The following is a 25,338-nucleotide window of genomic DNA, read 5'->3' as shown; positions in this document are numbered from 1 at the left end:
GTTCACCCCTTCGACGGCCCTGAGGTCGATCGCGTATTCCGACTACCGCCGGCCCCCTTCCCTCTTCCGGACGGCGCATAATAGACCGTTCCGTTTTTCCGCTCCATTCGGATGCGGCCGCCGCGCAGCAAATTTCCCAGATACTTCGAAACCTCGTTCAGGTGCATGCCGAATCCGCTGGCAATCTGGTCCGCCGTGCAGGGGCGGCGCTCCAGCATGGAGAAAATCGTTTCCCGGGTAGCATGCACGGGAACCTCTTTCTCGGCGTGGAATTCCGCGATGATCTCAGCCTGGGGCCGAAAAAGCGGGCAGAACGACTGGAGACGCTCCGCCGACACAGCTCCGGCAAATTCTTCGGCTGGCGGCCGCACAGCCGAATTGAGCTGGATGCGATCGGGCCGGATCTCACCTGCCAGGGCGGCGATCCGTGAGACATCGGCCGCTGTGGCATTCATACCGGCCACCAGGAAAACCTCCAGCCAAAGCCGGCCCTTGAAGCAGTCGCGGAAGGCCTTTTCCCCGGCCATCAACTGTGAGAACTCCAGGTTGGGGTGCGGCCGGTTCACCCATCCGTAGGAGGCCTGGTTCCAGGCGCTCAGGGAAATCTTCACCACATCGGCCGCCGCAGACGCCTCACGCACCTCGGGAAGGTGAAGCAGGGTCCCGTTCGTCAGGAGCGCCGTTGGAATCCGGCTGTGGGTGCGGACAAACTCGATCACTTCGCCGAAACGGGAATGGAGTGTAGGCTCACCGGAACCGGAAAGCGTGATGTAATCGGCCTCGCCGCCCGCATCGAGCCAGGCGCGGATCTCCGAAATCACCGCCTCGGTCGGCACATATTCCTCCCGCGCCACCGTTTTATGCGTCGTCCGGCCGAGCTGACAGAACACGCAGTCGAGCGTACAGGTCTTGTAGGGCGTCAAATCGACACCCAGAGAACGCCCAAAACGCCTGGAAGGAACCGGCCCGAAAAGGTGCCTTCCAGGCAAAACAGATCCTTCTTCCTGCGAAGGGGCATCCCACTCGCTAGTCTCACATCCGGGCATTTTAAAATCCTCCCGATCAAGTTTGCCGGTCAAATATGCTTCAAGGACCCGTTCCACCGGGCCCGCTGCAAAAGGGACGATCCGGATGCCGCGGACCTCGATCAAATTCGCGTAGGATCCGGATATCCCGCCGCAGATCAGAACTTTGATTCCCAGATCAGCCAACCGCGCGGCGCGCGTCAGCGGGGAGTCACCGGCAAAAGGCACGAGGCGCCTGCCGCTCAACCCATCCCTGGCGATGTCCGCGACAAGGAGCATGCTTGCGGAATCGAACAGGGGAGAAATACGATCTTCCCATACCGTCAAGGCCACCTTCATCGAAGAAACTCCCGGCTTTTCCCCCTAAGAAAGCAAAAGCCGCGCCACAGAATGGCACAGATGACCATGCAGCATAAGCATATTATATTTTAGTGTTTTTTAAAAAGAAGGGCCTGCGGCAAAAGGGCTTCCTATGGAATGAAATCGCAGATCTGCAATGTTGAGCCCCGATAGCGTCGCATGAATGCGACGCTATCGGGGCTCAACTGAGCCTGCCCGGCCATCGGCTGCGGGAAGCGCAATCCCAAGTCGGCGAATCTTCCGGTAGAGGGTGCTCTTGTGGATTCAGAGTTCGCGAGCCGCCGCCCGGTTGAAACGGTTGCACTCGAGGACTTCCAGGATCACCCGGGTTTCAGCCGATTCGAGCAAGGCCTGCGCATCGCCCCCCCGTTCAGCCACCGGGGAAGGGCCCGTTCTGAGATGCTCCGGCAAACAAGTGATTTCAAGCTGTCCACCCGGGCAAAGCACACAGGCATGTTCGATGATGTTCTCGAGTTCCCGGATGTTGCCCGGATAGTTGTAGAACATGAGGCGTGAGACGGCCTCCCGGCAGATCCCCGTGATCGCCGATCCCCTCAGGCGGTTCATCCGGTCTATGAATCGTTCGGCCAGCATGGGGATGTTTTCTTTACGCTCCCACAGCGGCGGGAAATCCAGCCGCAAGACATTGACCCGGTAAAAGAGATCCTGCCGGAACCGTCCAGCCTCCACTTCCGAGGCCAGGTCTTTGTTGGTCGCAGCGATCACGCGGACATCGGCCTTGATGGAACGTGTGCCCCCCAGCGGCATGAAGGTCCTCTCTTGGAGCACACGCAGAAGGCGGGCCTGGAATGCCGCGCTCAAATCGCCAATCTCGTCCAGCAGGATCGTCCCACCCTCGGCAAGCGCGAGCCGCCCGGGTTTGTCCTTCACGGCATCCGTGAACGCCCCGGCGCGGTATCCGAACAGTTCCGACTCGAGGAGGAAATCGGGCAGCGCGCCGCAGTTGACGGCCACGAACGGCTTCTTCCGCCTCGGGCTGAGATTGTGGATCGCCCGTGCCAGGAGCTCTTTACCGGTTCCCGTCTCCCCCTGGATCAGCACCGTGCTTCCGCTTCCCGCCACCTGTGGCAGAATCCTGAAGATCTCGGCCATGGCGGCGCTCCGGCTGACCATGTCCCCGACATGATACCGGCCTTCCAGCTCCTTGCGCAGTTCCTCGACCTGGCTCATATCCCGGAAGATCTCGACCCCGCCAAGCACCTGCCCGGCCTCATCCTTCAGCAGCGCCGTGCAGACCACCACCGGGATCCGACGTTTCCGGCGGTCGACGATATACGTGGTCGTGTCGACGAAGGGGCGCCCCTGGGCCATGGTCCGCCGCAGCGCGCAATCCCTCTCGCACATGTTGGACCGAAAGACCTCCCAGCAGTGCTTACCGAGCGCTCGTTCCATTGCAAGCTTGGAATGAATGCAGCCACATAAAAAGGACACCGCTATCAGAAACACGCCTCCTGATTTGGGCACCACAGCACAACCTTTTGTGCACAATCGGTCGATGAAGGGAGCATCCCGGCCACCCGGGGATCTGCCCCATAGGCCTCGACCCGAGTAAAACGACTGAACAGTTTTGCACAAAAACCTATGTTTTCAATAAATTGTATCGGCCACCCCTCCGGACCTCCAAACACACCGAGGCAGGCAAAGACACTCGGACCTTGCGGCATGGATATTGCTGATACGTTTCATCGCAGCCTGAGATTCATCGGTCTTGTGAGCCCCTGCCGAACCTGTGAACGGACAAGCCCGGCGTACATCGAAGCGCATCCGACCTCCAAAGGGCATTTAAAAGGGGTAGCATGTTTCCAGCATGGAAAATCGCCATGACCGGGTTGCCTTTCCTCGCCGCCGGCAAATCCGGGAGCGGGAAGAAATCCGACATGGGAGGAAAACGCGCAAGGAGATCGATCAGGGTCGGCCTGTTCAACCAGCACCCCCGGTCTGTCTACCCCGCAACCCAAAATGTTCTCCCGGATCATTCAGACAACGGTGCTGAGCTGCATCACCTTCGCGATCCTCTTCACCGTAGAAAGCCAGGCCGGGGGCCTGCCCTGGAGGAAATACCTGTATTCCCATGTCTCGGAAGGGGAAGATCTCGCGGACCTGCTTCGTGATTTTTGCTCGAGTCAGCATTTGAGCGCAGTCGTCAGCGAACAGGTCAAGGGGACGGTCAAAGGCCGTTTTATTCAGATGGAGCCGGAGGTTTTTCTGGAGCACATCTGCCGGGCCTACAGCCTCCTCTGGTACTGCGAAGGTGGCCAGACGCTCTACTTCAATCGATCGGGCGAATGGGGCTCCAAGATCATCATCATGAAGAATCTATCCTTCCAAATGCTCGAGGAAACCCTGGAACGAATGGGAGCGCTCGACGAAAGGTTTCGTCTGGAAATGCTGAACGAGGACGGAACGCTTTATGTTTCAGGCCCGCCCCGCTACGTAGAACTCGTATCGGACGTCGCTTCGAAGTTGAACGACACGCGCGCGACGGAGGTTGCAGCCAAGGCCGCGCGGGAAGTCATCAAGATCTTCCCTCTCAAGCATGCCTGGGCTGCGGACCTGACCTTCACCTTCATGGATACCCAGTTGACGGTGCTTGGGGTGGCCACGATCCTCCGTCAGCTGTTCGCCGACTACGGCACCGGCGGGCAGATGGCGGAGGCCCGGCTCAAGATCCTGCCCAGGACCATCGGCAAACTCAAAGGAAAGGGGCTTGCATCGAGTGGGGCCCCCCTTCAAGAAGAACAACCCGCTCAATCCGCTGAAGAGGGCCCACCCGCCGATCGAGAATCGGATGCGCCGGGTGAAAGGGGAACCGGGAGATATGGCAGTGCGTTTATTATGGCGGACACCCGATTGAATGCGGTTATCGTCCGGGATACCGAAGAGCGGCTGCGCTTTTATGAAGAGATGATTCCTCAATTGGATATCCCGGTCGGATTGGTGCAAATCCAGGCGACTATCATGGACATCAGCACCGATTACCTGCACGAACTGGGTGTCAACTGGCGTTTCCATCACAGGGGAAGTTCAAACGAGGGAACCCGCTTCACCGATGCCGGAGTCGATGTCGACGAGGATTTCAAACCCGGCAATCCCGACCTCATCGTCGGTCCGGGATTCAACTTCGCTACGGTTATCGGCTCGGCCGCAAACTATATCCTGGCCAAGGTGCACGCCCTCGAGCAAGACGGGAAGGCCCGCGTCTTGTCGCAGCCCTCGGTCCTAACACTCGACAACGTTGCCGCCCTCCTCGAGCACAGTCAGACATTTTATGTGAGAATACCCGGAGACCAGGAAGTGGACCTCTTCTCCGTAACCGCAGGGATCGTCCTGAAGGTGACTCCCCATATCATCCGGGATGGTTCGGAAACGCGAATCAAACTCGCCGTCAGCATCGAAGACGGCAACATATCCCCCGATCAGCAAGTCGACCAGATCCCGATCGTCCAGAAGAGCAGCGTGAACACCCAGGCCGTCATCAAGGAGGACCAGAGCCTTTTGATCGGCGGATACTATCACGAGTCGCATTTTGCCACCGCGAGCGGAATCCCCTGTCTCCTGAACGTTCCGATCCTGAATATCTTCTTCAAACAGGATCAGAGGGTCTCCAAACGGGCCGAGAGAATGTTTTTGATCACACCGAGGATCATCCTGGACGAGGCCTTCACCGGAGCCGATCCCAAGAACGATCTGACCGCCTTACAAGGCGGGGGATCGATGTCACGAGCCACTTTTCACCGCCCCGAAAAAGGGGGCATCTTTGGAGTCGAACCGTGAAACCCGCGCAAGAACCGCAAAAGCCGTACGTACTGAAGATCCTCTCCGGGCCGCATCTTGGGGCCGAGGTTCTGATCCGCGAGGGACATTATGTCATCGGAAGCCAGGAGGCATGCGATATCGTGCTCAGCGACGAAAGCGTTGCATCCCGGCACGTATCCCTTTCCATCTCGGACGGCACCCTTGGGCTTTCAACGCTGGACGGCGTTGTCTACATTGACGGAGAAGGGCCTCAACAGGCTGTAACCACCCTCCTTCCCTTTCAGATTGTCACGATCGGCACCACCCATTTCAGCATCGGCCCTGCGGGTGAAAGATGGCCCCCCCTGAACCTGCCTGAAATCCCCGGTCCGGAAAAGACCGAGCCGCCTCCCAAAAATGCGGCTCACGTCTCACCTGATAAAGAAACCTGCCCAAAGCGTGCATCCATCCGCCTGCTACTCTCGAGCTCTGTCTTCTTTGCAGGCGTTCTTACCCTTAGCATCTTTCTGGTATCCTTTTCTAAAGAACCCTCACATGGCAAGTCGTTCAGCGCTTTGATCCCCACGGCACCCATTGAAGAGGCTCGAACCGTTATCGGCGAATTGGGGCTGTCAGGAGTGGAGGCCTTTCACCTGGAAAACGGCAGGCTCATGCTCAAAGGCTCTGTGGAAACGTTGGAAGAAAAGCAGGCCCTGATGGAGTCTATCCAGCGAAGGATGGATGATAGGCCCCTGCCTGCTTTCCGCATAACCGTCAACGAACAGGTCGCAGGGATATGCAAAGACACACTGGCGGCCTTGGGGCTCCCGCTGGAGGCGACATCGGAACGACCGGGCAAGATCATCCTCACCGGCTTCATACTCGATGAAGAACGCCTTGATCGGGGTATCGAAGTCATCAAACAGGATCTCCCGTTCATAGAAGAAATCGACAACCGCGTCATGACCCCCAAGAACCTCGTACAGGAGATTTACGCCCGCCTGGCGAAAGCCGGCTTCAAAGGAAAAATCGACTTCGCCCTTCATCCCGACCACATCCTCGCCACAGGCTTGCTGCATGAGGACGATCTCAGACTATGGTCGGCCGTCAAGAAAGCCCTAACCGAGGAGTACGGAGACCATATCGCTATCCGAGAAAGCTTCCAGGCCGCTTTCCTTCCAGAAGATGAAATCGGCTCGAAAACGCCTGAAGCCTGGCACAGTGAACAGATCACCACATCCGGTGACCACCGATTCACCCTCCCTATGAAATCGATCAGCCTCGGGCCGTTTCCGCATGTTTTGCTCGCACAGGGAGAAAGGCTCTTCGAAGGCGCCATGATCGGCAACGGCTATGCCATCAGACGCATCGGCCCGGACGGGATCATTGCCGTTAAAGGATTTGAAACCGTGCACATATACCCTGGAGAAAACTGATGGAGGACAGAGTGGATTTGCCGGAAATCGATTTGGAAAGAGAACTGAAAACGGACAAGAGCGGAACATGCCTGGACGCGGTTATCCGCACTCTCTCTCACCATCTCATTGCCGTAAAAGGCGCCATCGATTCCGGAGCAACACCGGAAAGATTCGCCGACCTGGAAAAAATAAAGGAATCCCTGGAGACATCCAAACGTTTTGCAGAACAAACATTAAAGTATCTATCTGAACAATATAGAACAGAATGATGTGTATATCTAAAATAAAACCAAACGACTACTGTCAATTTCTGTATTGGAACTTACCATGTCATTTTAGACATTTTGTCATATTCATTTCTTGCAGAGCTCCTCCAATATTTTATATATCTCTGACTCAAAATACATGCTTAATTATATGTTTTGCAATAAAACACACTCATGCAAATAAGAAGCATAAATTCCAGATATACTCTTGTTGTTTACAAGCATGTTCTTTATAAATATTTATACAATTTATGAAGAAAACCAAAAGGAAAAAGGAGATTATCATGGCTGATAATATCAATGTCATAACGCTGAATATAGGTACAATCTTTGATGCTCTTGATTTGGCACGAACGAGCAAAGAAACAGAAATAAAAACAAAGATCGAAGAAATAAAGGCAAGTAAGGACCCGGATACCACTCAGCAGATGGAACTCTCAAAACTTGTCAATGAGTGGCAGATTTACATGGGAGCACAGACCAACACCGTCAAAGCCCTGGCAGACGGAATCCGCAACTGCTACCAGAATATCAAATAGCAGCCAGTTGCGGCGCCATGCCCCAAATGAAGAGGAGAACATATGCCGATGCAATTCCCTGCCGATCTACTGAAACTGTTGATGCAGATTGGGTTTATAGCCAGCGGAACGGGATATTATAGGGAGGCGGAGACCATCTTTTCAGGGATCCAGGCCATGTCGCCCCAAAGCGAGTTCCCATCGATCGGGAAAGCGGTGAACAAATTGAACGAAATGGATCCTGAATCGGCGATTCAGATCCTTACAAGTGAAGCCCTCGAGATCAACCCCGAAAGCGATTTGGCCAAGGCGTTTTTAGCGCAGGCGTTCAGGCAGGCAGGACTTAACGACCGGGGCCAAACGCTTTGCAACGACATCCTGAACACCACCGAAGACGTCTTCGCGGGGCGGATAGCCGAGGCGATCCTCATCGAAATGAACCCGAAACATTTTACAGCCCCTGCCTTTCGCAGCAACCTTTTCACCTCTCTTCAACAGGAAGGAGAAGCATCGTGCAGATAACGAACCCGCTCGATTCGATCCTCCATCGAACACCGCTCGATGCAGGGGCGACCGAAGAAGCCGGCATGTCGGGGTTTTACCCATCCGGTGATGTTTCGGGATTTGAAAAGGCCATCGTTACCGATTCGGAGTCTTTGATCGGGCGCGCCGATGCGGCAACCATTTCCTGGCCCGGGGCATCTTCATCGCCTCAGCGTGCCACGGGCCTTGGGGACGTCATCCTTCAAAGCATCGAGGACATGTCAGCAGCGCATCGTGAACGGATCCACAGGATACACGATACCGTCGACCGAGGGGCCGCACCGGCCTTGTCGCCAAGTGAACTCATACGGTTGCAGTATGAAATCCTGCAATTGACCATCGAGCAGGAGTTGGCCGGCAAGGTCGTCGATAAATGCGGCCAAGGCGTACAAACGCTTTTCAGGAATCAGGGATAGAGGCAACCCATTGAGCGTTATGCCGATCCAAAAACGCTGCAGGCGCATGTTTTTTTTGGTTGTCCTCTGCTTCCTGCTACCGGCTTGCAGCATGGAACTTTACACCAACCTCGAGGAGCGGGAGGCGAACCAGATCCTCTCGGTCCTCCTCAGAAGGGGGATCGATGTCCAAAAAATCGCTGGAAAGGAGCGAACCTGGGGGTTGAGAATCAACAAGGCCGACATGGCCCAAGCGATACAAATTCTCGAAAAAGAAGGACTTCCACGAGATCGTTTCGAAAGCATCGGAGAGGTTTTCAAGAAACAAGGGCTCGTGTCGTCTCCTCTCCAGGAGCGTATTCTTTACCTATACGCCCTCTCCCAGCAGATCTCCGAGACCATTTCGCATATCGACGGAGTGCTGACGGCAAGGGTCCTGGTGGTCATCCCGGAAAACAATCCCCTTTCGGACAAGATCCGCCCTTCCTCCGCTTCGGTTTTCGTTAAACATATCGAGGCGACCGACCTCCAGACCAGCATCTCAAAAATCAAGCAACTGGTTGTGGACGGAATCGAAGGGCTCTCCTATGAAAATGTCACGGTGGTGCTTTTCCCATCGGAATCAACCTTCCTTCCCCTGGACCCTCCCCATTACCGGCGGATTTTTTTGATCGATCTTTCACCCGGTTCGGTCATCCCCTTCTGGATCCTGGTCGGAGGCTTCGCGTTCGTCTCGGCGTTGATCCCAATCGGAATCGTTTGGGTGCTCCGCTACAAACGAACATCGCGGTCGGAAGGAAGGCCAAAGGGCGACCGTTCTCTGCATCCGGATGCCGGTTATACGGCGTCTTGAAAATGGGGGAATCAGTGATATGAGCAACGTTTTTTTTGAACATCTGGTTCAAAAGCGGCATCCACTGGTCCCGCTCATCCTCGAATTCAACCTGTCGCCCGGGCGGACCGTTCATTGGAGTTGGATGGCACATCTCCTGGATCAAAGGACCCTGGAAACCATCCGATGCAAACCAAGGGCCTCGAGAAGAATTTCACGCATCCTGCTGGACGAACATAACCTGGGCGACCGTTACTGCTTCCATTTCGAGGAACCGCCCCGGCGTCTAGCCCTTATCGATGGGTATACGCTTGAAGAACTGGTCTGGCGCACGGGGATCGCCCTCAATGCGCAAAGGATTCTGAAGACCGTCGACAGAGAGTCCGTTCTCAAACTCAAGAGTGCCCTTGGTGAAAAAGGATATCTGTTCGCTGTCAAGCGGGCGCCATTTTTGCTGGGACCGGTTATCCCTCTTTCGGATGGTCCCTGTTCAATCCCCGATCCCAGGTCCCACATGATGGTTTGCGGAACAATCTGTCTTGCTGCCAGCCTGGCCGATGCCCCTCAGGCTTTGAAGGATCGGCTCCGGCTCAAACTCCCCAGGAGCTATGCAAACTATTTCGGACATCGGACAAACCCCGTGAAGAAGGAGATCGCATGGTCGGTACTCCGAAAGATACTGCTGAAAGAGGTGGCACCGCAGTGGGCCCCCTGTTTCTCGTTTACCATGAAGGGCTTCGGACAGCCGGAAGCGCAAAGGTCCTCAAGGCTCGTCAATATACAACCTGTCTGAAGGCCGAAGAGATCATCCGCAAAGCCAACGAAGCCGCCGAAGAGATCACTGCGCGGGGCCGGACAGCCTTTGCGGAGGAAAAGGCCAGGGGCTACCGGGAAGCTCTGAGAGAAGGGAAAATGCAGTTGGCGGAGCAAATGGTCGGAACCGCCGCCGCCACTGCACGCTATCTCGCTGAATTTGAAGAAAAAGCCGTCGAATTAGTCCTATCGGCCCTTCGAAAGATCGTTGGGGAAATGGACCCCGCGGAGCGGATCGTCCAGGTCGTGCGCAACGTACTGGCCTTCGCAAAAAATCAGCCACAGGTCTCTTTGAGGGTCTGCCCGGCCGAAGCGGACAGCCTCAACGCCTCGCTGAACGCCATCATGACGGATTTTCCGGCTATCCGCTTCATCGATGTCGTGCCGGACGGCCGTCTGAAAGAAGGCGGCTGCATCCTGGAAACGGAGATGGGAGTGGTCGACGCCGGTGTAGACATCCAGATCGAAGCGATACGGCGCGCCCTCACAAACGCCCTCAATCGGAAATAATGGAGTTTTTCGTGCAGCACGAAGAAACCGTCGCGCGCTCTTTGGAACCTGTCGACAAGATTCTTGCCGCCGCCTTGAAAGAGGCCGTCTCCGTCGAGATCAAGGGACGCGTCACTCAAGTCCTGGGAACGATCATCAAAGCCGTGCTCCCCAGCGTGAGGATCGGGGAGATTTGCATTCTCCGAAACCCTTTCGAAGACAGGAGCCTACAGGCGGAAGTCGTCGGCTTTTCCAAGCAGGCGGCCCTTCTGACCCCCCTTGGAGAGATCGGAGGAATCTCCTCTTCAACAGAGGTCATCCCGAGCGGCAAGTACCACACGGTCCCGGTAGGACCGAGCCTTCTTGGCAGGGTCCTGGACGGATTGGGAAATCCGATGGACACCGGGAGGCTTGGACCGGTTGAGGCCCAGGATCATTACCCGGTCTACGCGGAGCCCCCGGCCCCGCTCACTCGCCGATTCATCACAAAACCGATGCCGCTGGGGCTGAGGGTGATCGACGGACTGCTCACCTGCGGTGAAGGTCAGCGTATGGGGATCTTCTCAGCCGCCGGAGTGGGAAAAAGTCGTCTCCTGGCAATCCTGACCAAAGGCGCTGAAGCGGATGTCAAAGTACTGGCCCTCATAGGCGAACGCGGCCGTGAAGTGCGTGAATTTCTTGAGAAGGACCTGGGTGATGAAGGTATGCGGCGAGCGGTAGCGGTGGTTTCGACCTCCGACAGACCCGCCATGGAACGACTTAAGGCCGCCTACGTGGCAACGACCATAGCGGAGTATTTCCGCGATCAAGGCAAGAGCGTACTCTTGCTGATGGATTCCGTGACCCGGTTTGCCCGCGCGCTGCGGGAAATAGGACTCGCTTCAGGCGAGCCGCCGACGCGGCGAGGCTTCCCCCCTTCCGTATTCTCCACTCTGCCGCGCCTCATCGAACGCGCGGGGCAATCCGATAAAGGCTCCATCACAGGATTGTACACCATTCTTGTCGAGGCCGACGACATAAACGAACCGGTGGCCGATGAAATGCGGGCCATCCTGGACGGACATATCGTCTTGTCGCGGAAGTTGGCCTCCGCCGGCCATTACCCGGCCGTCGACATACCGGGAAGCCTGAGCCGCGTCATGAGCAGCATCGTAGATGCAAATCACAGGGTGGCCGCCGCCCGGCTGCGGGAACTGTTGGCAAAATACCAGGAAATCCAGCTTCTCGTCAGAATCGGTGAATACAGAGAAGGCTCGGACCCGGAGGCTGATACGGCCATTCACAAGATAGAAGCGATCAACCGTTTTCTGCGCCAGGATTCGAGTGAACGGATTTCTTTTGAAGACACCGCGAACCGGCTGAAGGAAATCGCATTTCAATGAGTACTACCTCATTCGACGTATTATTACGTGTTCGAGATCTCCGTGAGAGCTCTGCCGCTAACCTGCTCAAAAACCGTGCAGCCGCTTACGCGGAAACCCAAGAGGACGTCCGGCGAAAACAGGAAGGGCTGAAGACCTACCGCACATGGCGGATAGAAGAGGAGTCCAATCTATTCCGCCAGATAACAAACCGGCGTGTGACGGTCCGCGGACTGGCCGAACTTAAAGGACAGTTTCACTCGCTTCGTGAAAAGGAGATGATCCTGGAGGAATCTGCAGCACAGGCGGAAACCAATCGGCAGACGGCCCAAGAGGCCCTGAATGAGGCAAAAACGGCCTACTTCGTCTCCGTCAGGCAAAGGAAAAAGTTAGACGGGTACGAAGCCATTTTGAGAGAAGCCATGCGAAGGGAGAGTGAACGGCTGGAAGAGGTCGAGATGGAGATCTTCCAGCACTCCAGAATTCGCATCCTTATGGAGGATCCCCATGAATTGGCATAACACATCCGGTTTGACATGCTGTAAGTGGGACAAACCCGCAAACACCCGCTGCATCCCCCATGCAAAACCAATATGCGATGCCCCGCTCGATACCGCGGATATCGAGCGGTTCGAAACCGCCATGTCCGATCACCCGCCCCAATCTGTCCCATCGGCTCATACGGCTCCACCCCGAATCCACCGGGATACGGCACCACACGGTCAACCCATCGCGGATGATGGGCTTGCCGCTGATCGGAAACCGCCTTCCTCCGCTTCTTCCTCCAAGGCCTCTGACCATCATCCAAATTTGCTGGATACGCCTGTTCAACTCTCCTCACCGGCGCCTTCCGGTTTTTTGCCTAATCAAGCCCCAGGCCCGGAAACGCCTTTTACTGCGGACCCCAGGCACGGCTCCCGGAACTGCCGAGGACAAAATCCGCCGCCTGCGGCAAGGCATCGCCAACCCCCGCTTTACTCGATGCACCGATCCTCCCTTGCCGCATGTTTTCAGGATGGATACGGGACAGTCGCACCAACCCCTCTGCTTGCAGCCCTGCCCCCTATCACGTCCGGCAGTGATGCAAAGCCCTCGATAAGCCTTTTCCTCGCTCCCGCGGGCGGACCTCCCTTTCAGGAAGGGGCGGACCCGATCACCATGGAGAACTCCGACAGACCTTCATCAGGACCCCTCCCCGGACCTGAAAAAGGAAAACCGAATGATACGCCCTCCACTCCCGTGAGGCGAGAGCCTTTTCCAGGAACAGAAAAAATGGCGCCCTTTTCTCATTATAGCACCATGCACCGTGGCCACCTTTCAGGACCGATCATCCGAAAGCCCCTCTTCCGGGCTGGCAGAAGCCAGCCCCTGCCAATCGATAGCCCACTGCCCGAAAACAGGTCTGTGGACCCGGGCGGAGTCGCAATGGCCATTCTTTCATCATTCCTGGGGACAACCCGAGGCTCCGTCCCGTCGCAGTTGCCTCCCACCGAAGCGCAACCCTCTTTGGAACTTCTGGTTCATCAGATCGCCGATCGGATCGGGGTGCTCCGGGACAGGCCGGATGGACAAGAAGAGGTGCGCATCACGCTCAAAGATGCCTATATCGTAGACACCGAGATCCGCATCCGTATGGATGCGGGGAACCTCCAGGTGGATCTCCTGACGACCTCCTCAGATGCCCATGCGCTGCTTTCTGCAGCGGCAGGAGAACTCGCGCATATACTGAAAAACCGCATCGGAGAAAATACATCTGTCAGCCTACACTACTCCGAAACACCGGAGGATCGACCGAGTGGGCACTCGAGTCATCAGCACCGGCAACGTGATCCGCAGGAAAACGAATGAAAGGTTCTAAAGCTACCCGATCGATGCGGCGCCAGTCGCGCGATCGCCTTCTCAACAAGGAGATTGAAAGAGGCCTATCGAACGGACCGGGTTCAATCACGATAGGTCCGGTGACAAAGACATGAAACACGACGTAGCTGCGCTGCGCATGGAGATGTTCTCTCAGGAAACAATCCTTCTGTTGAACAAGATCTTCAGCAGGTGTGACCATTTGTTTTTCCGGATAGGGGATCAGCCCTGTCGTGTTGGCTTTCAGGCTCATAATCCCCTCTTGCAGGAAGAGATATACCTAAAACTCTCGATAGGAAGAGCCACTGTACTGATGGGCCTCGGCCCCTGCTTTCCTTCCGGCTGGCGGGAAACTCTTTACGACTGGGAAACTTTCCGTGAGATGCCCGAAAAAACGAGAGGGATGTTGATCGAAGCTGCGTTGGAAGATCTGTTCGATGGTTTCGAGACATGGAGCGGCCTGCGTGTGGAAGTTCGTGAGGTCCTCTTCAGGGAACAGGGGTTTAACGAGACAAGGAGGCCGGCAGGTATTCCGCGAGGGCCTATACAACTGGATTTCGAATTCGTGCCGGAAGGTGGCGGCATCACGAATGAAAACCACCAAACCATCATGGGGCGTCTGCATCTGGAAACGGGCGCGTCCCGGTGGATCGATCCGCTGCTGGAATACATTCCACGGACGGTTGGCATGGCATGCGACGCCATCCCCTTGAGGTTGGCCCTCCTCGTGGGCCGTACCCGCCTCGCACTTTCCGCGCTCAGTGAAATAGAACCGGGAGATGTCATGTTACTGGATGAACATGCCCGGAGCGGCGACGGAAGCGTTGAGATCTGCCTTGCCCCCCGTCTGTCCTTTCAGGCTCATTTGAACGGCCGCACCGCCACGGTGCAGAGGCTCGCAAGAGGATTTATGGAAGAAGACCATTTCGATGAAATCGCCGCATCCGAAGAGGATCCCGCAGAGCAAGACTTCGAAAAAGACGAGGAAAGCGATGAGGTCCCTGCCGCAGAACTGAATGACATCATGATCGGGCTGACTTTCGAGGTCGGCCGCAAGACCATGTCTCTTGGGGAACTGATGCATCTGCACCCGGGCTACACCTTCGAGTTGGAGAACCCTCTGGAAAAACCGGTTGCCATCCGTGCGAACGGGAAGCGGATCGGCTGGGGGGAACTGGTAGGCGTGGCCAATCGGATCGGCGTTCGAGTATTGACATTTCTGCGGAACGGCGATGAATGAACTTCCTGACATTCTGTATGTCATTGCCGCACTCGCCTTTCTGGGCCTGGCCCCTTTCCTGGCGGTGATGGTGACTTCTTTCGTCAAACTGGTGGTCGTATTCGGACTTCTCAGAAACGCCCTCGGCATCCAACAGATTCCTCCCAATATGGTCATCAACGGACTGGCTATCATCCTTTCTTTTTACATCATGGCACCGGTTGCGGATGAATGCTGGACGGCGATGCAGCGTCAAGACGCGATCCAAAAAGATTTTAAAAACTGCATTCAGGCGGTGGTGGAAGGCAAAGAGGTCTTGCGTCGCTTTCTGCTGAAACATGCAAAAGAAAAGGAACGGCTGTTTTTTGTGGAATCGGCCAAGGCGATCTGGCCCAAGGACAAGGCGGAAGCACTCAAATCCGACGACCTGATGGTGCTGATACCGGCTTTTACCGTCAGTGAATTGACATCGGCCTTCCAGATCGGCTTTCTGCTCTATCTGCCTTTTGTCGCGATAGACCTCATCATCTCCAATATTCTCCTGGCCATGGGTATGATGATGGTCTCCCCCATGACGATTTCGCTGCCGTTCAAACTCCTGCTTTTCGTCCTGCTGGACGGGTGGGGGAAGCTGATCCACGGGCTTATTCTGACTTATCGCTGATGGACAACGCAATTGTTTGCGGTATCGCACCGGATGGACCTTTATCGGACCGTTGAGCGCTCCGGGTGGGGGGAGCCGAGAGTGGACCGCCTCTGTCTTCGAGTCAGGATGGGGAAAACCATCTATAGGATATAATAGAATGAGGTTCCGGACTCCATGACGATCCTCGATTGTACGATTCAAGCCTTGATACTGGTGCTGCTCCTGTCCATGCCGGCCATCGCTGTGGCCGCTGTCGTGGGCATCATCGTGAGTCTGCTTCAGGCGGTCACGCAAATCCAGGATCAGACCCTGTCTTTCGCCGTCAAGCTCGTTGCCATCATTGTCACCCTAATCGTAACGGCCCGGTGGGTCGGCTGGGAACTCCTGCACTTCTCGGAGAACCTCTTCACCCTCTTTCCGACCATTACCGGCTGATGGATATAACTCCCCTAAAACAGATCCTGCTGACCTTCATGGTTTTTACCCCGAGGCTTTTGGCAGCTATTTCCATCCTGCCTTTTCTGAACCGGGAGGTGATGCCGGGACTGGTCCGCAACAGCGTCGCCCTGGTGTTCGTCCTGATCCTGTATCCGATGGGGGCGCCTCTTACGGCAGGGAGCCTGCCGGCGTATCCCTTGCTGGTCGCACTGGTTGCCAAAGAGGTGTTTCTCGGTTGCCTGTTGGGGTTCCTCGCCGGAGGCCTCTTCTGGGCCGCCGAAGGGATGGGGATCTTCATCGACAATCAACGCGGGGCCGGCATGGGGGGGTTTTTCGACCCTATTTCCGGATCCCAGACCTCCTCACTGGGAACACTCCTGCTCCAACTGATCACGGTCCTTTTCTTTTCAGGAGGAGGATTCTTATTGCTCCTCGGCGTGATCTTCGAAAGTTACCGCGTGTGGCCTGTCTTTTCATTTTTTCCGCATTTGACGCCGGGCTTCTCGGATTTTTTTCTGGCGCAGGCGGATCGCATCATGCGCCTAATCGTCCTCTTGGGCGGGCCGATCGTGATCGTCATGTTCATCAGCGAAATCGGACTGGGGCTCATCAACCGTTTTGCACCCCAACTCAATGTCTTTTTCATATCCATGCCCATCAAAAGCGGGATAGCCGTTTTTCTTTTGATCCTTTATGTGAGGTTTATCGAGGTATATTTCGAGGAGGAATTCCTTGGATTCAAACACCTGCTCGAGGAGTTGTCGACCTGTATAGAAGGGCCAGCTTAGCGTGCGCCGCCCCCCCAGTGATCGCTTCGGCCCGACGGGGCACTTTTGCGGAGAACCGCGATGAAATCGAGGGGCGTCCATCCTCATCTCGAAGACAAACGGTCTCCCCTTGGAGGCCTATCCCATCACCCTGAGGCTGTCTTTCTTGCCGAGCGAGGGAGGTATCTAGCCTGAAATGCAAACGAAAACGGAACAGCCTACCCCAAAAAGGCTGCGAGACGCCAGGAAGAAGGGCCAGGTCGCAAAAAGCAGGGAGATCGGATCCGCAGCAGCCATAACAGCCGCCTTCTGTGTCCTCTGGGCCGGCTATGACACCTTCTTGGAACAGGCAAAAGAAATGGTCCTGCTGCCGCCCCGCTTTTATGAACTGACATTCACCGAAGCCCTGAAACGGACGCTCGACGGGACCCTCCAAGCCTTTATCAGCCTTTCCCTGCCGATCCTTGGAGCGGTTTTCGGTCTCCTCGTTCTGAGTCACTTCATTCAAGTGGGGGGGCTATTTGCGATGGAGCCTGTCAAACCGAACCTGGCGAAAATCAACCCGGTGGATGGATTCAAGCGGCTCTTCTCAATCGAAAATTTCGTCGAGCTATTGAAATCAACGGGCAAGGTCTTGATCCTGACCCTGCTGTTCAGCGTGGTGATCAAGGAATCCGTGAACCCCCTGATGCTGGCGCCCCGTTTCGGGCTGACCGGCCTAACGGCCGTCCTGAACGATGCTCTCAAACAGCTGGCGGCCTTCACCATCGCTGCCTTTCTGACCGTCGCGCTCCTGGACTACTTTTTCCAGCGATCCAGGCATATCAAGAAGCTGATGATGACCCGGGAAGAGGTCAAGCGCGAGTACCGGGAAATGGAAGGAGAGCCGATTCTGAAAGGTCGCCGGAGAGAACTTCATCGCGAGTTGGCCATGGCCGACACCCTCGAAAAGGTCAGAAAGGCGACCGTGCTCATCACCAACCCGACGCGACGGGCGATCGCTCTTTTTTACGATCCGGAAAAGACCCGACTGCCTATCGTTACAGCCAAAGGCGAAGACCTCCTCGCCAAGCGCATGATCGAGGTCGCCCGGAAGGAGGGCGTTCCTATTATGGAGAACATACCGCTGGCCCGGGATCTTTTCGAGCAGGGGCGCCTCGATCAATATATCCCCCAGTCGTTGATTCAACCCGTGGCCGAGGTCTTGCGATGGGTCCAGAAGCTCAAAAAAGAGCGGTACACTCCATAGATCCCCTTCTCTTCCCTTCCAATCCGCCCGTGCCCGACACCTGGAGCGCCTCCTCGATCTCGACGGCGGCAGGGGCTTGGGATTGCGTTTGAGGCCGGTCGAGACATCCTCGGGGCAAGTTCAAGTCAAGCGTAACAGGCCTTATCCGCCCAATCGCCGATGCCTTATGCCCTTATTGCTGTGCAAATTCCGACCCTCGTTTTCTCAAAAAGCATCAAACCGCACATACTCAAAATGGCATATTTCTTGCTCGATTTTTATTGGAAGCACAGTCCCGCTTCACCTTCTGAGATCGACGATCCATCTTTGCGGAGGTCAAGAATGACACCATGCAGCGACGCTCATGCCATCCCTTTGAGCAGCAGATCGCCAAACAGCGCCTATGAGCCGGCAGCGCCGGCACAGGCAAGTCCAAAATCATGTTTCAGAACAGCGAATCATCCCCATCCCCCGGATTTAGATTATCCCCCCTCCGTCCCCGACGGCCCTACGCCGCCGGTAATCGAGAATCCGGCTGTCGATATGGCGGACATGACCCTCGCTCTTCTGTTGCTTCAGGACTCCCTGGCCAAACAAACCTTCGAAACCGGCCGGATCATGGCCGACCATCATCGCAAAGAGATGGAGCGCAGGCAGGCGGAGCGCGTAGATAAATTCAATGAGTGGATGGAGAAGCTCGAAGAAGCGCAACGCAAGATTCAATCAGCGGGCTTCTTCGGGCGCCTGGGCATGGTGGTCAAGGCCTTTTTCGAGGGTGATTTCGAGGAAGCAGGCAAAAACCTGGAGGAGGCCTTCAAAGAAAACCCCGTTACCGGCGGATTATTCAGCGCCACCGCCATACCGCTCCTTATCGGGGGCGGGCCGTTAGGGCTCGTCACTGCCGCGGCCCTGTTTGCACCGGAAATCATGAACGACCCCGCGGTCCAGAAAGCCATGATAGAAAGCTACGCCAAGACCTTCAATATGAGCCGCGAGGACGCTGGAAAGGCCATCGCCATCTTCACCACGGCCGTAGGCGCCCTCTGGGCGGTGGCCAGTGCATCCTCGCCGGTGGTCCGAGGCACGATCGTTGGGGCCTTCCAGGGTGAGGCAGCCTACAAGAAATATGAAGCTGACAGCGCACAAGCAGATGCGCAGAAAAAGGAAGCCGCGCTGGATCAGACAAACGCTGATCAAGAGTTCACTCAATCCCTCGCGGAAACCCATTTGGAACTTATGAAAGCGATCATCGAAAGCCTGTCGCGTAACCTGCGCACAACGATGGAAATCATCCAACTCGAAGCCGAAACCGCCCAGAAAGTCAATCAGGCCATCGGGGCTGCGAAAAGAATATAACAACCATTGCTTCGGCATGGAAAGGAGCCAAAGGTATGATCGGACCGCTGGAAAAGCACTCGATGAATATTCCCCCGGCTAGACCTGTCGAAAATCTATGCAAAAAGGACATCACCGGATATTTGTGCTCCCCGGTGGCGGCTGGTCCGCTCGCACCCAACCCTGCAGCCGAAAGGCCGGGACACGGCTCTCTGGATCCAAACCTCCCCAGCCCTGATGCAGGTCAACCAACCGATCCTCAGGCATTGAGCAACACCCTGCATCACTTTTTCGATCTGGCACTCCTGTTTCACCAGATGGCGAGAGAAATGACGCCTCAGGATATTCAGAAGGTCGTGGACGCAGCCATCCAAAGGAGGACCCTGCTGACCGAAGCAGCTCAAAAGAAGGAAGACGGCGCGGACATCCTTCAAAATTATGCCACCGAAGCCTTGGCCGTCAGCATCGCAGGGGCATCTTGCTCCCTGGGAGGAGAGAAAACGGCCGGTCTGTCTCAAAGCCTTGGGGCCACATCCCAGGCGGTCTCCAGCATCGGGCAGGCGAAAAATCAGACCGAGCTGGCCAAAGGCGACAAACAAACAGCCCAGGCTGAGTACACGCGTGCGCAACAGGACATGTCGAACGCCTTCTTCCAGTCCTTCAGCCAAACGGCGCAGTCCATCAGACGGTCTCTCGGGGAAATGCTCCAGGCCGAACTGGCCGCCAAACAGGCCGTAGGAAAGATCTGAAGCAGGCCGCCTCCGAATGAATAGCGGAGAGAGCCGGCCATGACTCAAAGGGGGTAAGGGATTATGACGTCACCGATCGACAACACCGGGAATTCGCAAATCAAAAGCCAGGAAAATTGTTTGAAAGAACCGGCCGATTCCACAGACCGGATGGGTTCCAAGTGGAAGAATTACGACGTTCGCAGGCTATCCCACAAAGAGCTTCCCGCCTGGAAAGGTGTCCTGTTCAGAGTGCTCTTGGATCACACGGGACTTCCCGTAAATCCGGATCGAGGCTACAAAAGCAAGCCTTCCGATGATACATGGAAGTGGCGAAACGTTGGGATTCATTCCGAATACGCCTCGGCCTCCTTCCTCCTGAACCTAACCTCTTTGCCCGCTTTCTGTCCCTTGCAGCCGAACGATGCCTACCCTGGCGGGCAAGATTGGGGCGCTCTGAACCACCCGCGTTATAGAGAACCTATTGCGGACAACAGGTGGAACGAGGTCGATTTCTCGGAGACGCCCAACCTCTCACAAACGGGTGATGAATTGGATTTGTCTGAGGATTTGGAGGATATCGATTCGTTACGGGAGACCGGCCACCCAAGGAGCGAAAGCGTTCCCACCCAGGCTCACGGGGCTGATGGCCCGGATGGGGAGGTGGACCGTTCCAACGAGATAGATGAGGAACCGAGTTTCTTTGGAGATTTGGAGGACTTCGATCACTCACATCAAACCGGCCTTCCACCAGATGATCATGAACGAAAGACGCTTACTCCCTTCAGCGAAGATCCGATACAGCCTTATAACGCTGATGTACTGGATTCCAAGCGACAAACCAATTAGGGCTAAGATGATTGAGCTTCAATCTGACAGACCGTCCAAGATGACGGTCAGCCGATTTTGACAACTTTTTTTCTTGAAGGCCGTTATGACGCTCCATCCCTTTTATAGAGACCGAACAGCCGCATTGGAGCGGATCATGCGGGAGCGGGACAAAATCGATCGCCGCTTCTGTGAAATCAGGAAGCGGGCAATCAAGACGGTCCTCAGCCTGGACCCGGACATCCCGTGGAAGGATCTGCCGGAAAGCGCTTTGAAAGAGCTGACCCTTTATGGATTCGCCCCTCCCGTTGAATCATCAACTGGCGAAAACGGCACTGCGTATCCCCAGTCCGGATGGGAGCTGCGGGGCGGATTTTTTCGGGGCACAAGGATATGAGTCAGGCAGAGTTCCGGGGCATCCAAGGACGGCTGGCGGAGACCGCACACTTACGCGGCGGAGTCGAACCGGTTAAACGGAATACATCCGGTGACGTATGCGAACAGCCACTCCATCAGAGCGGAGAACCCATCGCAGTTAAAGCCCAAAACGCCGCGGTGCACAGCGCTTACCCCGGATCAAAGCCGGAAGGCACGGCCCGCTCGGACAACAGCATCGAGGAAAGCGTCCTCGAAACCATTTACGCTTTGGCCTACAGCCTTTATGCCCAAGCAAGGTATCCCGACGCACAAAAGATCTTCGCGCTGCTCGTCCTCATGAGCCCCCATGTTTATAAATACTGGTTCGGCCTCGCTTCCTGCAACCAAATGGCCGGACATCCAGGATTGGCTACAGCCGCGTTTTTGTTCGCCACTCATGCGGAACCCGGGAAACCGGATGCCCATCTGCACCTGGGCCTGTGCCTCCTGGAACTGGGCGATCGAGATGCCGCCCGGGAAAGCATCCGGACAGCCGCCGACTTGGCTCGAAACGACAAGAACGGTCTTCTGAAGCAACGGGCCGCTCTGATCCTGCAGACCCTCGACTCCGATAAACCAACAGGAGGACAAAGCAATGGGAATCAATCTCTGCACCCTGGCTGATCCTTACCGGGTCCAAATGCACTGTGCCGTTGAGGGCAAACCTGTCGTTTATCCCCCCGGCTATGCCTTCGGAGACGGGACCTACTGGTATAACGGCATGCGCCTGACCATCGACAAACTGCCCGACGGCCTGGGCCTTTCCAATGGCCTGTACGTGTATCGAGGCGAAGAAAAAGACCGGTCGTTTTTCCCTGACGGATATGCCCTCAATCGCTACATTCAGGGACTGGCATTCAAATGGGGGGACGGATATCTCGGACTGGGGCCGCTTCCCCAAGGCCAGATTGTAGAAGGCTACGGGTACGAGGGCCACTGGTACAAATGGGGCAACACCTTGACGCAGAACCCACCGGACGGCTGTCTTCTGTCAAACGGAAAATATTTTTACAAAGGGGGGGAATATTGCCTCGATGAACTTCCGAAAGGCGCGGTCTTTTACAATGGAACCTGTGTTTGGGCGGATAAGGCGGGACAGCCATGCCTGATGCATCTTTGGGAAATCCCTGACGGGGCGATTCTCGACAACGGCAAGTTCGTCTATCACGGAGAAGGAGTCGAATTGGCGTCGATTCCCGATGGCCTGGCCCTCTCCGATGGAACGTATAAATGCACCCTCCCCAACTCCGTACCCCCAACCGCCGGCAAACGCGATGTCGAGGGGCGCATGTACCTTGCCGACGGCACGTTCGTACCCGACGATCGGTATGTCTACAACGGCCGAATGGTGAGCCTCCTTGAAATGCTCCTGCTCTTCCGCATGGACGCGATTCAGGAAGCCAACGAAGCATTCATGCAGTATTACGATAAGGTCCGCATGACAAACGATCATATTCGTGTGCTGAACGAATACATGGAAATGCTGCGCGCCATAGATCCGGATATGAAAGGCAGGCGAACATGTCTTGGCGAAGAGGGATGGGTAACGGGCCTGAACAGTCAAGGCGAAGAAGTGACCCTTAATTTCCATGATTGGCTTGGAGAACTCGGTTTGTCCCAGGCCCTGAAAAACGGTGAAATGGAGGTCTGGGACGATTCCGTGAACACGGTAAACTGGTGGGAAGGGAGGCTGGAAGGGTTCAAACTGAGCATCGAGGGCAAAATCAATGAATTCAACATGCAGAACGAGGAGGACACGATTCTGCTCAATCAGCACAACAACGACAAACAGACCCTGGTGCAGATGTACACGTCCGATATCCAAAAATGGCTCCAGGGACTTCGAGGCAACCTGGCGGTCAGTGGTTGACATGCCTTACATACCTTGGTCGCATGCACCTCCTGCCCGATCCGCAGCGGTTCACCCTCGGATCCCGGACTCAGTGAGCAGGAAGGGCAATGCGACCCAAAGGCTGGACGATGATCTCCTGGGTCAACTCCTGATGTGAGAGCACGGGCAGATCCGGCAGATCCAGTTCCACCATTTTCTTGACATAACGTCTGATATCCATGGAAACCAAAAGAACGGGTTTCTGAGCCCTCCTGCTGATATCTCCTACCTCCGCCTTGATTGCATCGACAAGCGCTCTTGCAGCGCGTGGGTCAAGGGCCAGGTAACTGCCTCCCGATGTCTGCCGAATGGCTTTGCGTATCGTTTCTTCGGTGTCTGCATCAAAGAGGTAAACCGCTAAGAGATTCTGCCCCATGCTGTATTTGTAGCTGATATAGCGGTTCAGACTCATCCGGACATACTCCGTCAGGAGGATCACATCTTTTTCCTTTTGCCCCCATTCAATCAAGCTTTGAAGGATACTCCGCAGATTGCGGATGGATAGGCCTTCCTGAACAAGACGCTGCAGGACCTCTGTGATTTTCGGCAGGGGCAGAATGCGCTGGCTTTCCCGAACCAACTCCGGAAATCGCTCCTCCATCCGCTCCATTAAATAACGCGTCTCCTGGAGGCCGATGAATTCGGAGGCATATCGCTTGAGCACCAGCATCACGTGATAAGTCAGCACCCCGACCGGGTCCATCCAGGCCACCCCCGCCTGGTCAAGCCGAGCACGAAAACGCTCCTCGACCCATATATGGGGCATACCCGGCAGGAAGGTCTTGCCTGCCTCACAAGCGATCCCCAAAACCCGAAGATGCTCCTCCGTCTCCCTTACCAGAAGTCTGTCCCAAAGCAGCAGCCCCTCTGAAACAGGGATCTCTTGCAGGAGAACCACGTAACGGTCCTTTTCGATCGTATGGCTGAATCGAAGGGCGATATCGGGAAAAGGGACACCAAGGTCGAGGTAAAGGGCTCTGCGAACCTCTTTCAGATTGCCTTGCAGCGCTTGAGGCTGAATCACCGTCCTCAGTGAAGAGGCCACCGCAACCGAAAGGGGGGCTGTAAGAGAAAACGCCGCTACCCTGTCGGTACGTTCCTCAATCTCATCTTCTGCGTCTGAGATTCCGTCATCTTCGAACTCCGCCTCCTGAAGCGGTCCGGATGGAACACGTCCAAAAACAAACCCCACGAGGCCGATCAACAGGCCGAGCGCAATGAACTGCCACTTGGGAAAACCGGGGACCAGGGCAAAGCAGCAAAGCAGCACTCCCCCTAGCAGCAAGGCCTTCGGCTGTCCCAGAAACTGGGTCCCGATCTCGCCTCCGAGGCTATCCGATTTTTCCGAAGAAACACGCGTCACAATGATCCCGGCCGTAACGGAAATAAAGAGGGCTGGAATCTGACTGACCAACCCGTCCCCGATCGTAAGGATCGAGTAGGTCTGCATCGCCCTCCCGAGGTCCATCCCCTTTTGCAGAACACCGATCGCCATCCCTCCCAGGATGTTCACCACAATGATGATGATGCCGGCGATGGCATCCCCCTTGACAAATTTCATGGCGCCGTCCATGGCGCCATACAGCTGACTCTCCCTCTCCACGCCTCGCCGTCTTCGCCTGGCATCGACCATATCGATGACGCCGGCCCGCAGATCCGCATCGATGCTCATCTGCTTGCCCGGCATAGCGTCGAGCGTGAAACGGGCCGAGACCTCAGCGACCCTTTCCGACCCTTTGGCGATAACCAGAAACTGGACAATGGTGATAATCAGAAAAATGGCCCCTCCGACGACAAAATTTCCGGCCACGACAAAATTCCCGAATGTAGAAATGATCTCACCGGCATCGGCGTTCAGGAGGATCAAGCGGGTGGATGTGATGTTGAGGGAAAGTCTGAAAAGGGTCGTAAACAGAAGTATACTCGGAAAGGTGGACAGGGAAAGTGCCGAGGGGATGTACATGGCGACCATGATCAGGGTCACCGCCAGACCGAGATTCGCGGCGATCAGACCATCGAGCAAAGGGGTCGGCATGGGAAGGATCATCAGTGCGATAATCGCCACCACGAGGGTCGCGAGGACGATATCGTTGTACCGCGATGCCTTTACAAGAATGTGTTGGAGGCTATTCAGTTTCACGTGCATGTTCGGAGCTTCTCCTCAACAGGCGGTTCCCACCTGGTGATGGCCGGTTTCATCCCAGGTTT

General features: G+C 55.8%; 26 protein-coding genes and 1 pseudogene. 23 read left to right on the top strand and 4 right to left on the bottom strand.

The window, feature by feature from the left end; translation table 11 throughout:
* Positions 1-2: 2 nt before the first annotated feature.
* On the bottom strand, positions 3-1,364 hold the full coding sequence (locus H567_RS22790; RefSeq protein WP_051184431.1) for a radical SAM protein: 1,362 nt from the start codon (positions 1,362-1,364) through the stop codon (positions 3-5).
* Positions 1,365-1,649: 285 nt separating this feature from the next.
* Complete coding sequence (locus tag H567_RS22785; protein WP_051184430.1) at positions 1,650-2,750, bottom strand: sigma-54 interaction domain-containing protein; 1,101 nt, start codon at positions 2,748-2,750, stop codon at positions 1,650-1,652.
* Between the two features lie 615 nt (positions 2,751-3,365).
* Between H567_RS22785 and sctC the strand changes: the two genes are divergently transcribed.
* From sctC to H567_RS30005, 12 genes and pseudogenes are all read left to right on the top strand, one after another.
* Positions 3,366-5,180: a type III secretion system outer membrane ring subunit SctC gene (gene sctC / locus H567_RS0102935; RefSeq protein ID WP_028320250.1), complete on the top strand. Its 1,815-nt coding sequence runs from the start codon at positions 3,366-3,368 to the stop codon at positions 5,178-5,180.
* Positions 5,177-6,577: a type III secretion system inner membrane ring subunit SctD gene (gene sctD, locus H567_RS0102930; protein WP_028320249.1), complete on the top strand. Its 1,401-nt coding sequence runs from the start codon at positions 5,177-5,179 to the stop codon at positions 6,575-6,577. Before sctC ends, sctD begins: the two co-directional genes overlap by 4 nt.
* Positions 6,577-6,828: a hypothetical protein gene (locus tag H567_RS0102925; RefSeq protein WP_028320248.1), complete on the top strand. Its 252-nt coding sequence runs from the start codon at positions 6,577-6,579 to the stop codon at positions 6,826-6,828. Before sctD ends, H567_RS0102925 begins: the two co-directional genes overlap by 1 nt.
* 281 nt (positions 6,829-7,109) lie before the next feature.
* Complete coding sequence (locus H567_RS0102920) at positions 7,110-7,364, top strand: EscF/YscF/HrpA family type III secretion system needle major subunit (RefSeq protein ID WP_028320247.1); 255 nt, start codon at positions 7,110-7,112, stop codon at positions 7,362-7,364.
* A gap of 42 nt (positions 7,365-7,406) precedes the next feature.
* Positions 7,407-7,865 (top strand): tetratricopeptide repeat protein, encoded by a 459-nt coding sequence (locus tag H567_RS0102915; protein ID WP_028320246.1) that lies wholly within the window; start codon positions 7,407-7,409, stop codon positions 7,863-7,865.
* On the top strand, positions 7,856-8,302 hold the full coding sequence (locus tag H567_RS0102910) for an EscF/YscF/HrpA family type III secretion system needle major subunit (protein ID WP_028320245.1): 447 nt from the start codon (positions 7,856-7,858) through the stop codon (positions 8,300-8,302). Before H567_RS0102915 ends, H567_RS0102910 begins: the two co-directional genes overlap by 10 nt.
* Before the next feature lie 46 nt (positions 8,303-8,348).
* A complete protein-coding gene (gene sctJ / locus H567_RS22780) occupies positions 8,349-9,134 on the top strand; it encodes a type III secretion system inner membrane ring lipoprotein SctJ (protein ID WP_161626553.1) in 786 nt (261 codons plus the stop codon).
* A pseudogene (locus H567_RS30010) lies at positions 9,112-9,750 on the top strand (SctK family type III secretion system sorting platform protein); the annotation flags it as partial. The gene sctJ and the pseudogene H567_RS30010, both read left to right, overlap by 23 nt.
* Before the next feature lie 20 nt (positions 9,751-9,770).
* On the top strand, positions 9,771-10,436 hold the full coding sequence (locus H567_RS0102895) for an HrpE/YscL family type III secretion apparatus protein (protein WP_084516801.1): 666 nt from the start codon (positions 9,771-9,773) through the stop codon (positions 10,434-10,436).
* An 11-nt stretch (positions 10,437-10,447) separates the two neighbouring features.
* Positions 10,448-11,797: a type III secretion system ATPase SctN gene (gene sctN / locus H567_RS0102890; protein WP_279614963.1), complete on the top strand. Its 1,350-nt coding sequence runs from the start codon at positions 10,448-10,450 to the stop codon at positions 11,795-11,797.
* On the top strand, positions 11,794-12,297 hold the full coding sequence (gene sctO, locus H567_RS0102885) for a type III secretion system stalk subunit SctO (protein ID WP_028320241.1): 504 nt from the start codon (positions 11,794-11,796) through the stop codon (positions 12,295-12,297). The genes sctN and sctO overlap by 4 nt, the downstream gene beginning before the upstream one ends.
* On the top strand, positions 12,284-13,624 hold the full coding sequence (locus H567_RS30005) for a type III secretion HpaP family protein (protein WP_353743094.1): 1,341 nt from the start codon (positions 12,284-12,286) through the stop codon (positions 13,622-13,624). The genes sctO and H567_RS30005 overlap by 14 nt, the downstream gene beginning before the upstream one ends.
* On the opposite strand, the gene H567_RS29130 is transcribed toward H567_RS30005, so the two are convergent.
* Entirely contained in the window at positions 13,533-13,886 is a 354-nt protein-coding gene (locus H567_RS29130; protein ID WP_167330927.1) for a hypothetical protein, read from the bottom strand. The genes H567_RS30005 and H567_RS29130 overlap by 92 nt on opposite strands.
* 129 nt (positions 13,887-14,015) lie before the next feature.
* Here H567_RS29130 and sctQ point away from each other — a divergent pair, with 129 nt between their 5' ends.
* The 11 genes from sctQ to H567_RS0102825 all read left to right on the top strand — a co-directional run bounded on the left by sctQ (position 14,016) and on the right by H567_RS0102825 (position 23,109).
* Entirely contained in the window at positions 14,016-14,873 is an 858-nt protein-coding gene (gene sctQ, locus H567_RS0102875; RefSeq protein WP_161626552.1) for a type III secretion system cytoplasmic ring protein SctQ, read from the top strand.
* On the top strand, positions 14,866-15,516 hold the full coding sequence (gene sctR / locus H567_RS0102870) for a type III secretion system export apparatus subunit SctR (RefSeq protein WP_028320238.1): 651 nt from the start codon (positions 14,866-14,868) through the stop codon (positions 15,514-15,516). Before sctQ ends, sctR begins: the two co-directional genes overlap by 8 nt.
* A 156-nt stretch (positions 15,517-15,672) precedes the next feature.
* The gene (gene sctS, locus H567_RS0102865; protein WP_028320237.1) at positions 15,673-15,933 is read left to right on the top strand and encodes a type III secretion system export apparatus subunit SctS; all 261 of its coding nucleotides are present in this window, start codon (positions 15,673-15,675) and stop codon (positions 15,931-15,933) included.
* On the top strand, positions 15,933-16,724 hold the full coding sequence (sctT, locus tag H567_RS0102860) for a type III secretion system export apparatus subunit SctT (protein WP_028320236.1): 792 nt from the start codon (positions 15,933-15,935) through the stop codon (positions 16,722-16,724). Before sctS ends, sctT begins: the two co-directional genes overlap by 1 nt.
* Before the next feature lie 175 nt (positions 16,725-16,899).
* Positions 16,900-17,952, top strand: coding sequence for a type III secretion system export apparatus subunit SctU (sctU, locus tag H567_RS0102855; protein WP_028320235.1), 1,053 nt, complete (start codon positions 16,900-16,902; stop codon positions 17,950-17,952).
* A gap of 159 nt (positions 17,953-18,111) precedes the next feature.
* The gene (locus tag H567_RS0102850) at positions 18,112-19,287 is read left to right on the top strand and encodes a hypothetical protein (RefSeq protein WP_161626551.1); all 1,176 of its coding nucleotides are present in this window, start codon (positions 18,112-18,114) and stop codon (positions 19,285-19,287) included.
* A gap of 35 nt (positions 19,288-19,322) precedes the next feature.
* Positions 19,323-20,015, top strand: a complete 693-nt coding sequence (locus tag H567_RS0102845) for a hypothetical protein (protein ID WP_028320233.1) — start codon at positions 19,323-19,325, stop codon at positions 20,013-20,015.
* 63 nt (positions 20,016-20,078) lie between these two features.
* Entirely contained in the window at positions 20,079-20,843 is a 765-nt protein-coding gene (locus H567_RS0102840; RefSeq protein ID WP_028320232.1) for a hypothetical protein, read from the top strand.
* A gap of 85 nt (positions 20,844-20,928) precedes the next feature.
* Entirely contained in the window at positions 20,929-21,219 is a 291-nt protein-coding gene (locus H567_RS28950) for a hypothetical protein (protein ID WP_028320231.1), read from the top strand.
* A complete protein-coding gene (locus tag H567_RS22775; RefSeq protein ID WP_035253247.1) occupies positions 21,216-21,863 on the top strand; it encodes a SycD/LcrH family type III secretion system chaperone in 648 nt (215 codons plus the stop codon). The genes H567_RS28950 and H567_RS22775 overlap by 4 nt, the downstream gene beginning before the upstream one ends.
* Entirely contained in the window at positions 21,835-23,109 is a 1,275-nt protein-coding gene (locus tag H567_RS0102825; RefSeq protein WP_028320229.1) for a hypothetical protein, read from the top strand. Before H567_RS22775 ends, H567_RS0102825 begins: the two co-directional genes overlap by 29 nt.
* A 70-nt stretch (positions 23,110-23,179) precedes the next feature.
* Here H567_RS0102825 and sctV read toward each other — a convergent pair whose 3' ends face one another.
* Positions 23,180-25,264 carry a type III secretion system export apparatus subunit SctV gene (sctV, locus tag H567_RS0102820; RefSeq protein ID WP_028320228.1) on the bottom strand — a complete coding sequence of 695 codons (2,085 nt, stop codon included), beginning with the start codon at positions 25,262-25,264 and terminating at the stop codon, positions 23,180-23,182.
* Positions 25,265-25,338: the final 74 nt, after the last annotated feature.

This window comes from Desulfatiglans anilini DSM 4660 (assembly GCF_000422285.1).
Lineage (GTDB): Bacteria > Desulfobacterota > DSM-4660 > Desulfatiglandales > Desulfatiglandaceae > Desulfatiglans > Desulfatiglans anilini.
Note: the sequence above shows the minus strand (reverse complement) of the source record. Positions and strands in the feature narration are given on the sequence as shown.

What these genes read in the sequence shown, in the direction of transcription:
- H567_RS22790 (WP_051184431.1), bottom strand. Translation starts at nt 1,364, where the DNA reads ATGAAGGTGGCCTTGACGGTATGGGAAGATCGTATTTCTCCCCTGTTC.
- H567_RS22785 (WP_051184430.1), bottom strand. Translation starts at nt 2,750, where the DNA reads ATGTGCGAGAGGGATTGCGCGCTGCGGCGGACCATGGCCCAGGGGCGC.
- sctC (WP_028320250.1), top strand. Translation starts at nt 3,366, where the DNA reads ATGTTCTCCCGGATCATTCAGACAACGGTGCTGAGCTGCATCACCTTC.
- H567_RS0102925 (WP_028320248.1), top strand. Translation starts at nt 6,577, where the DNA reads ATGGAGGACAGAGTGGATTTGCCGGAAATCGATTTGGAAAGAGAACTG.
- H567_RS0102920 (WP_028320247.1), top strand. Translation starts at nt 7,110, where the DNA reads ATGGCTGATAATATCAATGTCATAACGCTGAATATAGGTACAATCTTT.
- H567_RS0102915 (WP_028320246.1), top strand. Translation starts at nt 7,407, where the DNA reads ATGCCGATGCAATTCCCTGCCGATCTACTGAAACTGTTGATGCAGATT.
- sctJ (WP_161626553.1), top strand. Translation starts at nt 8,349, where the DNA reads ATGTTTTTTTTGGTTGTCCTCTGCTTCCTGCTACCGGCTTGCAGCATG.
- H567_RS0102895 (WP_084516801.1), top strand. Translation starts at nt 9,771, where the DNA reads ATGGTCGGTACTCCGAAAGATACTGCTGAAAGAGGTGGCACCGCAGTG.
- sctO (WP_028320241.1), top strand. Translation starts at nt 11,794, where the DNA reads ATGAGTACTACCTCATTCGACGTATTATTACGTGTTCGAGATCTCCGT.
- H567_RS30005 (WP_353743094.1), top strand. Translation starts at nt 12,284, where the DNA reads ATGAATTGGCATAACACATCCGGTTTGACATGCTGTAAGTGGGACAAA.
- H567_RS29130 (WP_167330927.1), bottom strand. Translation starts at nt 13,886, where the DNA reads ATGAGCCTGAAAGCCAACACGACAGGGCTGATCCCCTATCCGGAAAAA.
- sctQ (WP_161626552.1), top strand. Translation starts at nt 14,016, where the DNA reads ATGCCCGAAAAAACGAGAGGGATGTTGATCGAAGCTGCGTTGGAAGAT.
- sctR (WP_028320238.1), top strand. Translation starts at nt 14,866, where the DNA reads ATGAATGAACTTCCTGACATTCTGTATGTCATTGCCGCACTCGCCTTT.
- sctS (WP_028320237.1), top strand. Translation starts at nt 15,673, where the DNA reads ATGACGATCCTCGATTGTACGATTCAAGCCTTGATACTGGTGCTGCTC.
- sctT (WP_028320236.1), top strand. Translation starts at nt 15,933, where the DNA reads ATGGATATAACTCCCCTAAAACAGATCCTGCTGACCTTCATGGTTTTT.
- sctU (WP_028320235.1), top strand. Translation starts at nt 16,900, where the DNA reads ATGCAAACGAAAACGGAACAGCCTACCCCAAAAAGGCTGCGAGACGCC.
- H567_RS0102850 (WP_161626551.1), top strand. Translation starts at nt 18,112, where the DNA reads ATGCCTTATGCCCTTATTGCTGTGCAAATTCCGACCCTCGTTTTCTCA.
- H567_RS0102845 (WP_028320233.1), top strand. Translation starts at nt 19,323, where the DNA reads ATGATCGGACCGCTGGAAAAGCACTCGATGAATATTCCCCCGGCTAGA.
- H567_RS0102840 (WP_028320232.1), top strand. Translation starts at nt 20,079, where the DNA reads ATGACGTCACCGATCGACAACACCGGGAATTCGCAAATCAAAAGCCAG.
- H567_RS28950 (WP_028320231.1), top strand. Translation starts at nt 20,929, where the DNA reads ATGACGCTCCATCCCTTTTATAGAGACCGAACAGCCGCATTGGAGCGG.
- H567_RS22775 (WP_035253247.1), top strand. Translation starts at nt 21,216, where the DNA reads ATGAGTCAGGCAGAGTTCCGGGGCATCCAAGGACGGCTGGCGGAGACC.
- H567_RS0102825 (WP_028320229.1), top strand. Translation starts at nt 21,835, where the DNA reads ATGGGAATCAATCTCTGCACCCTGGCTGATCCTTACCGGGTCCAAATG.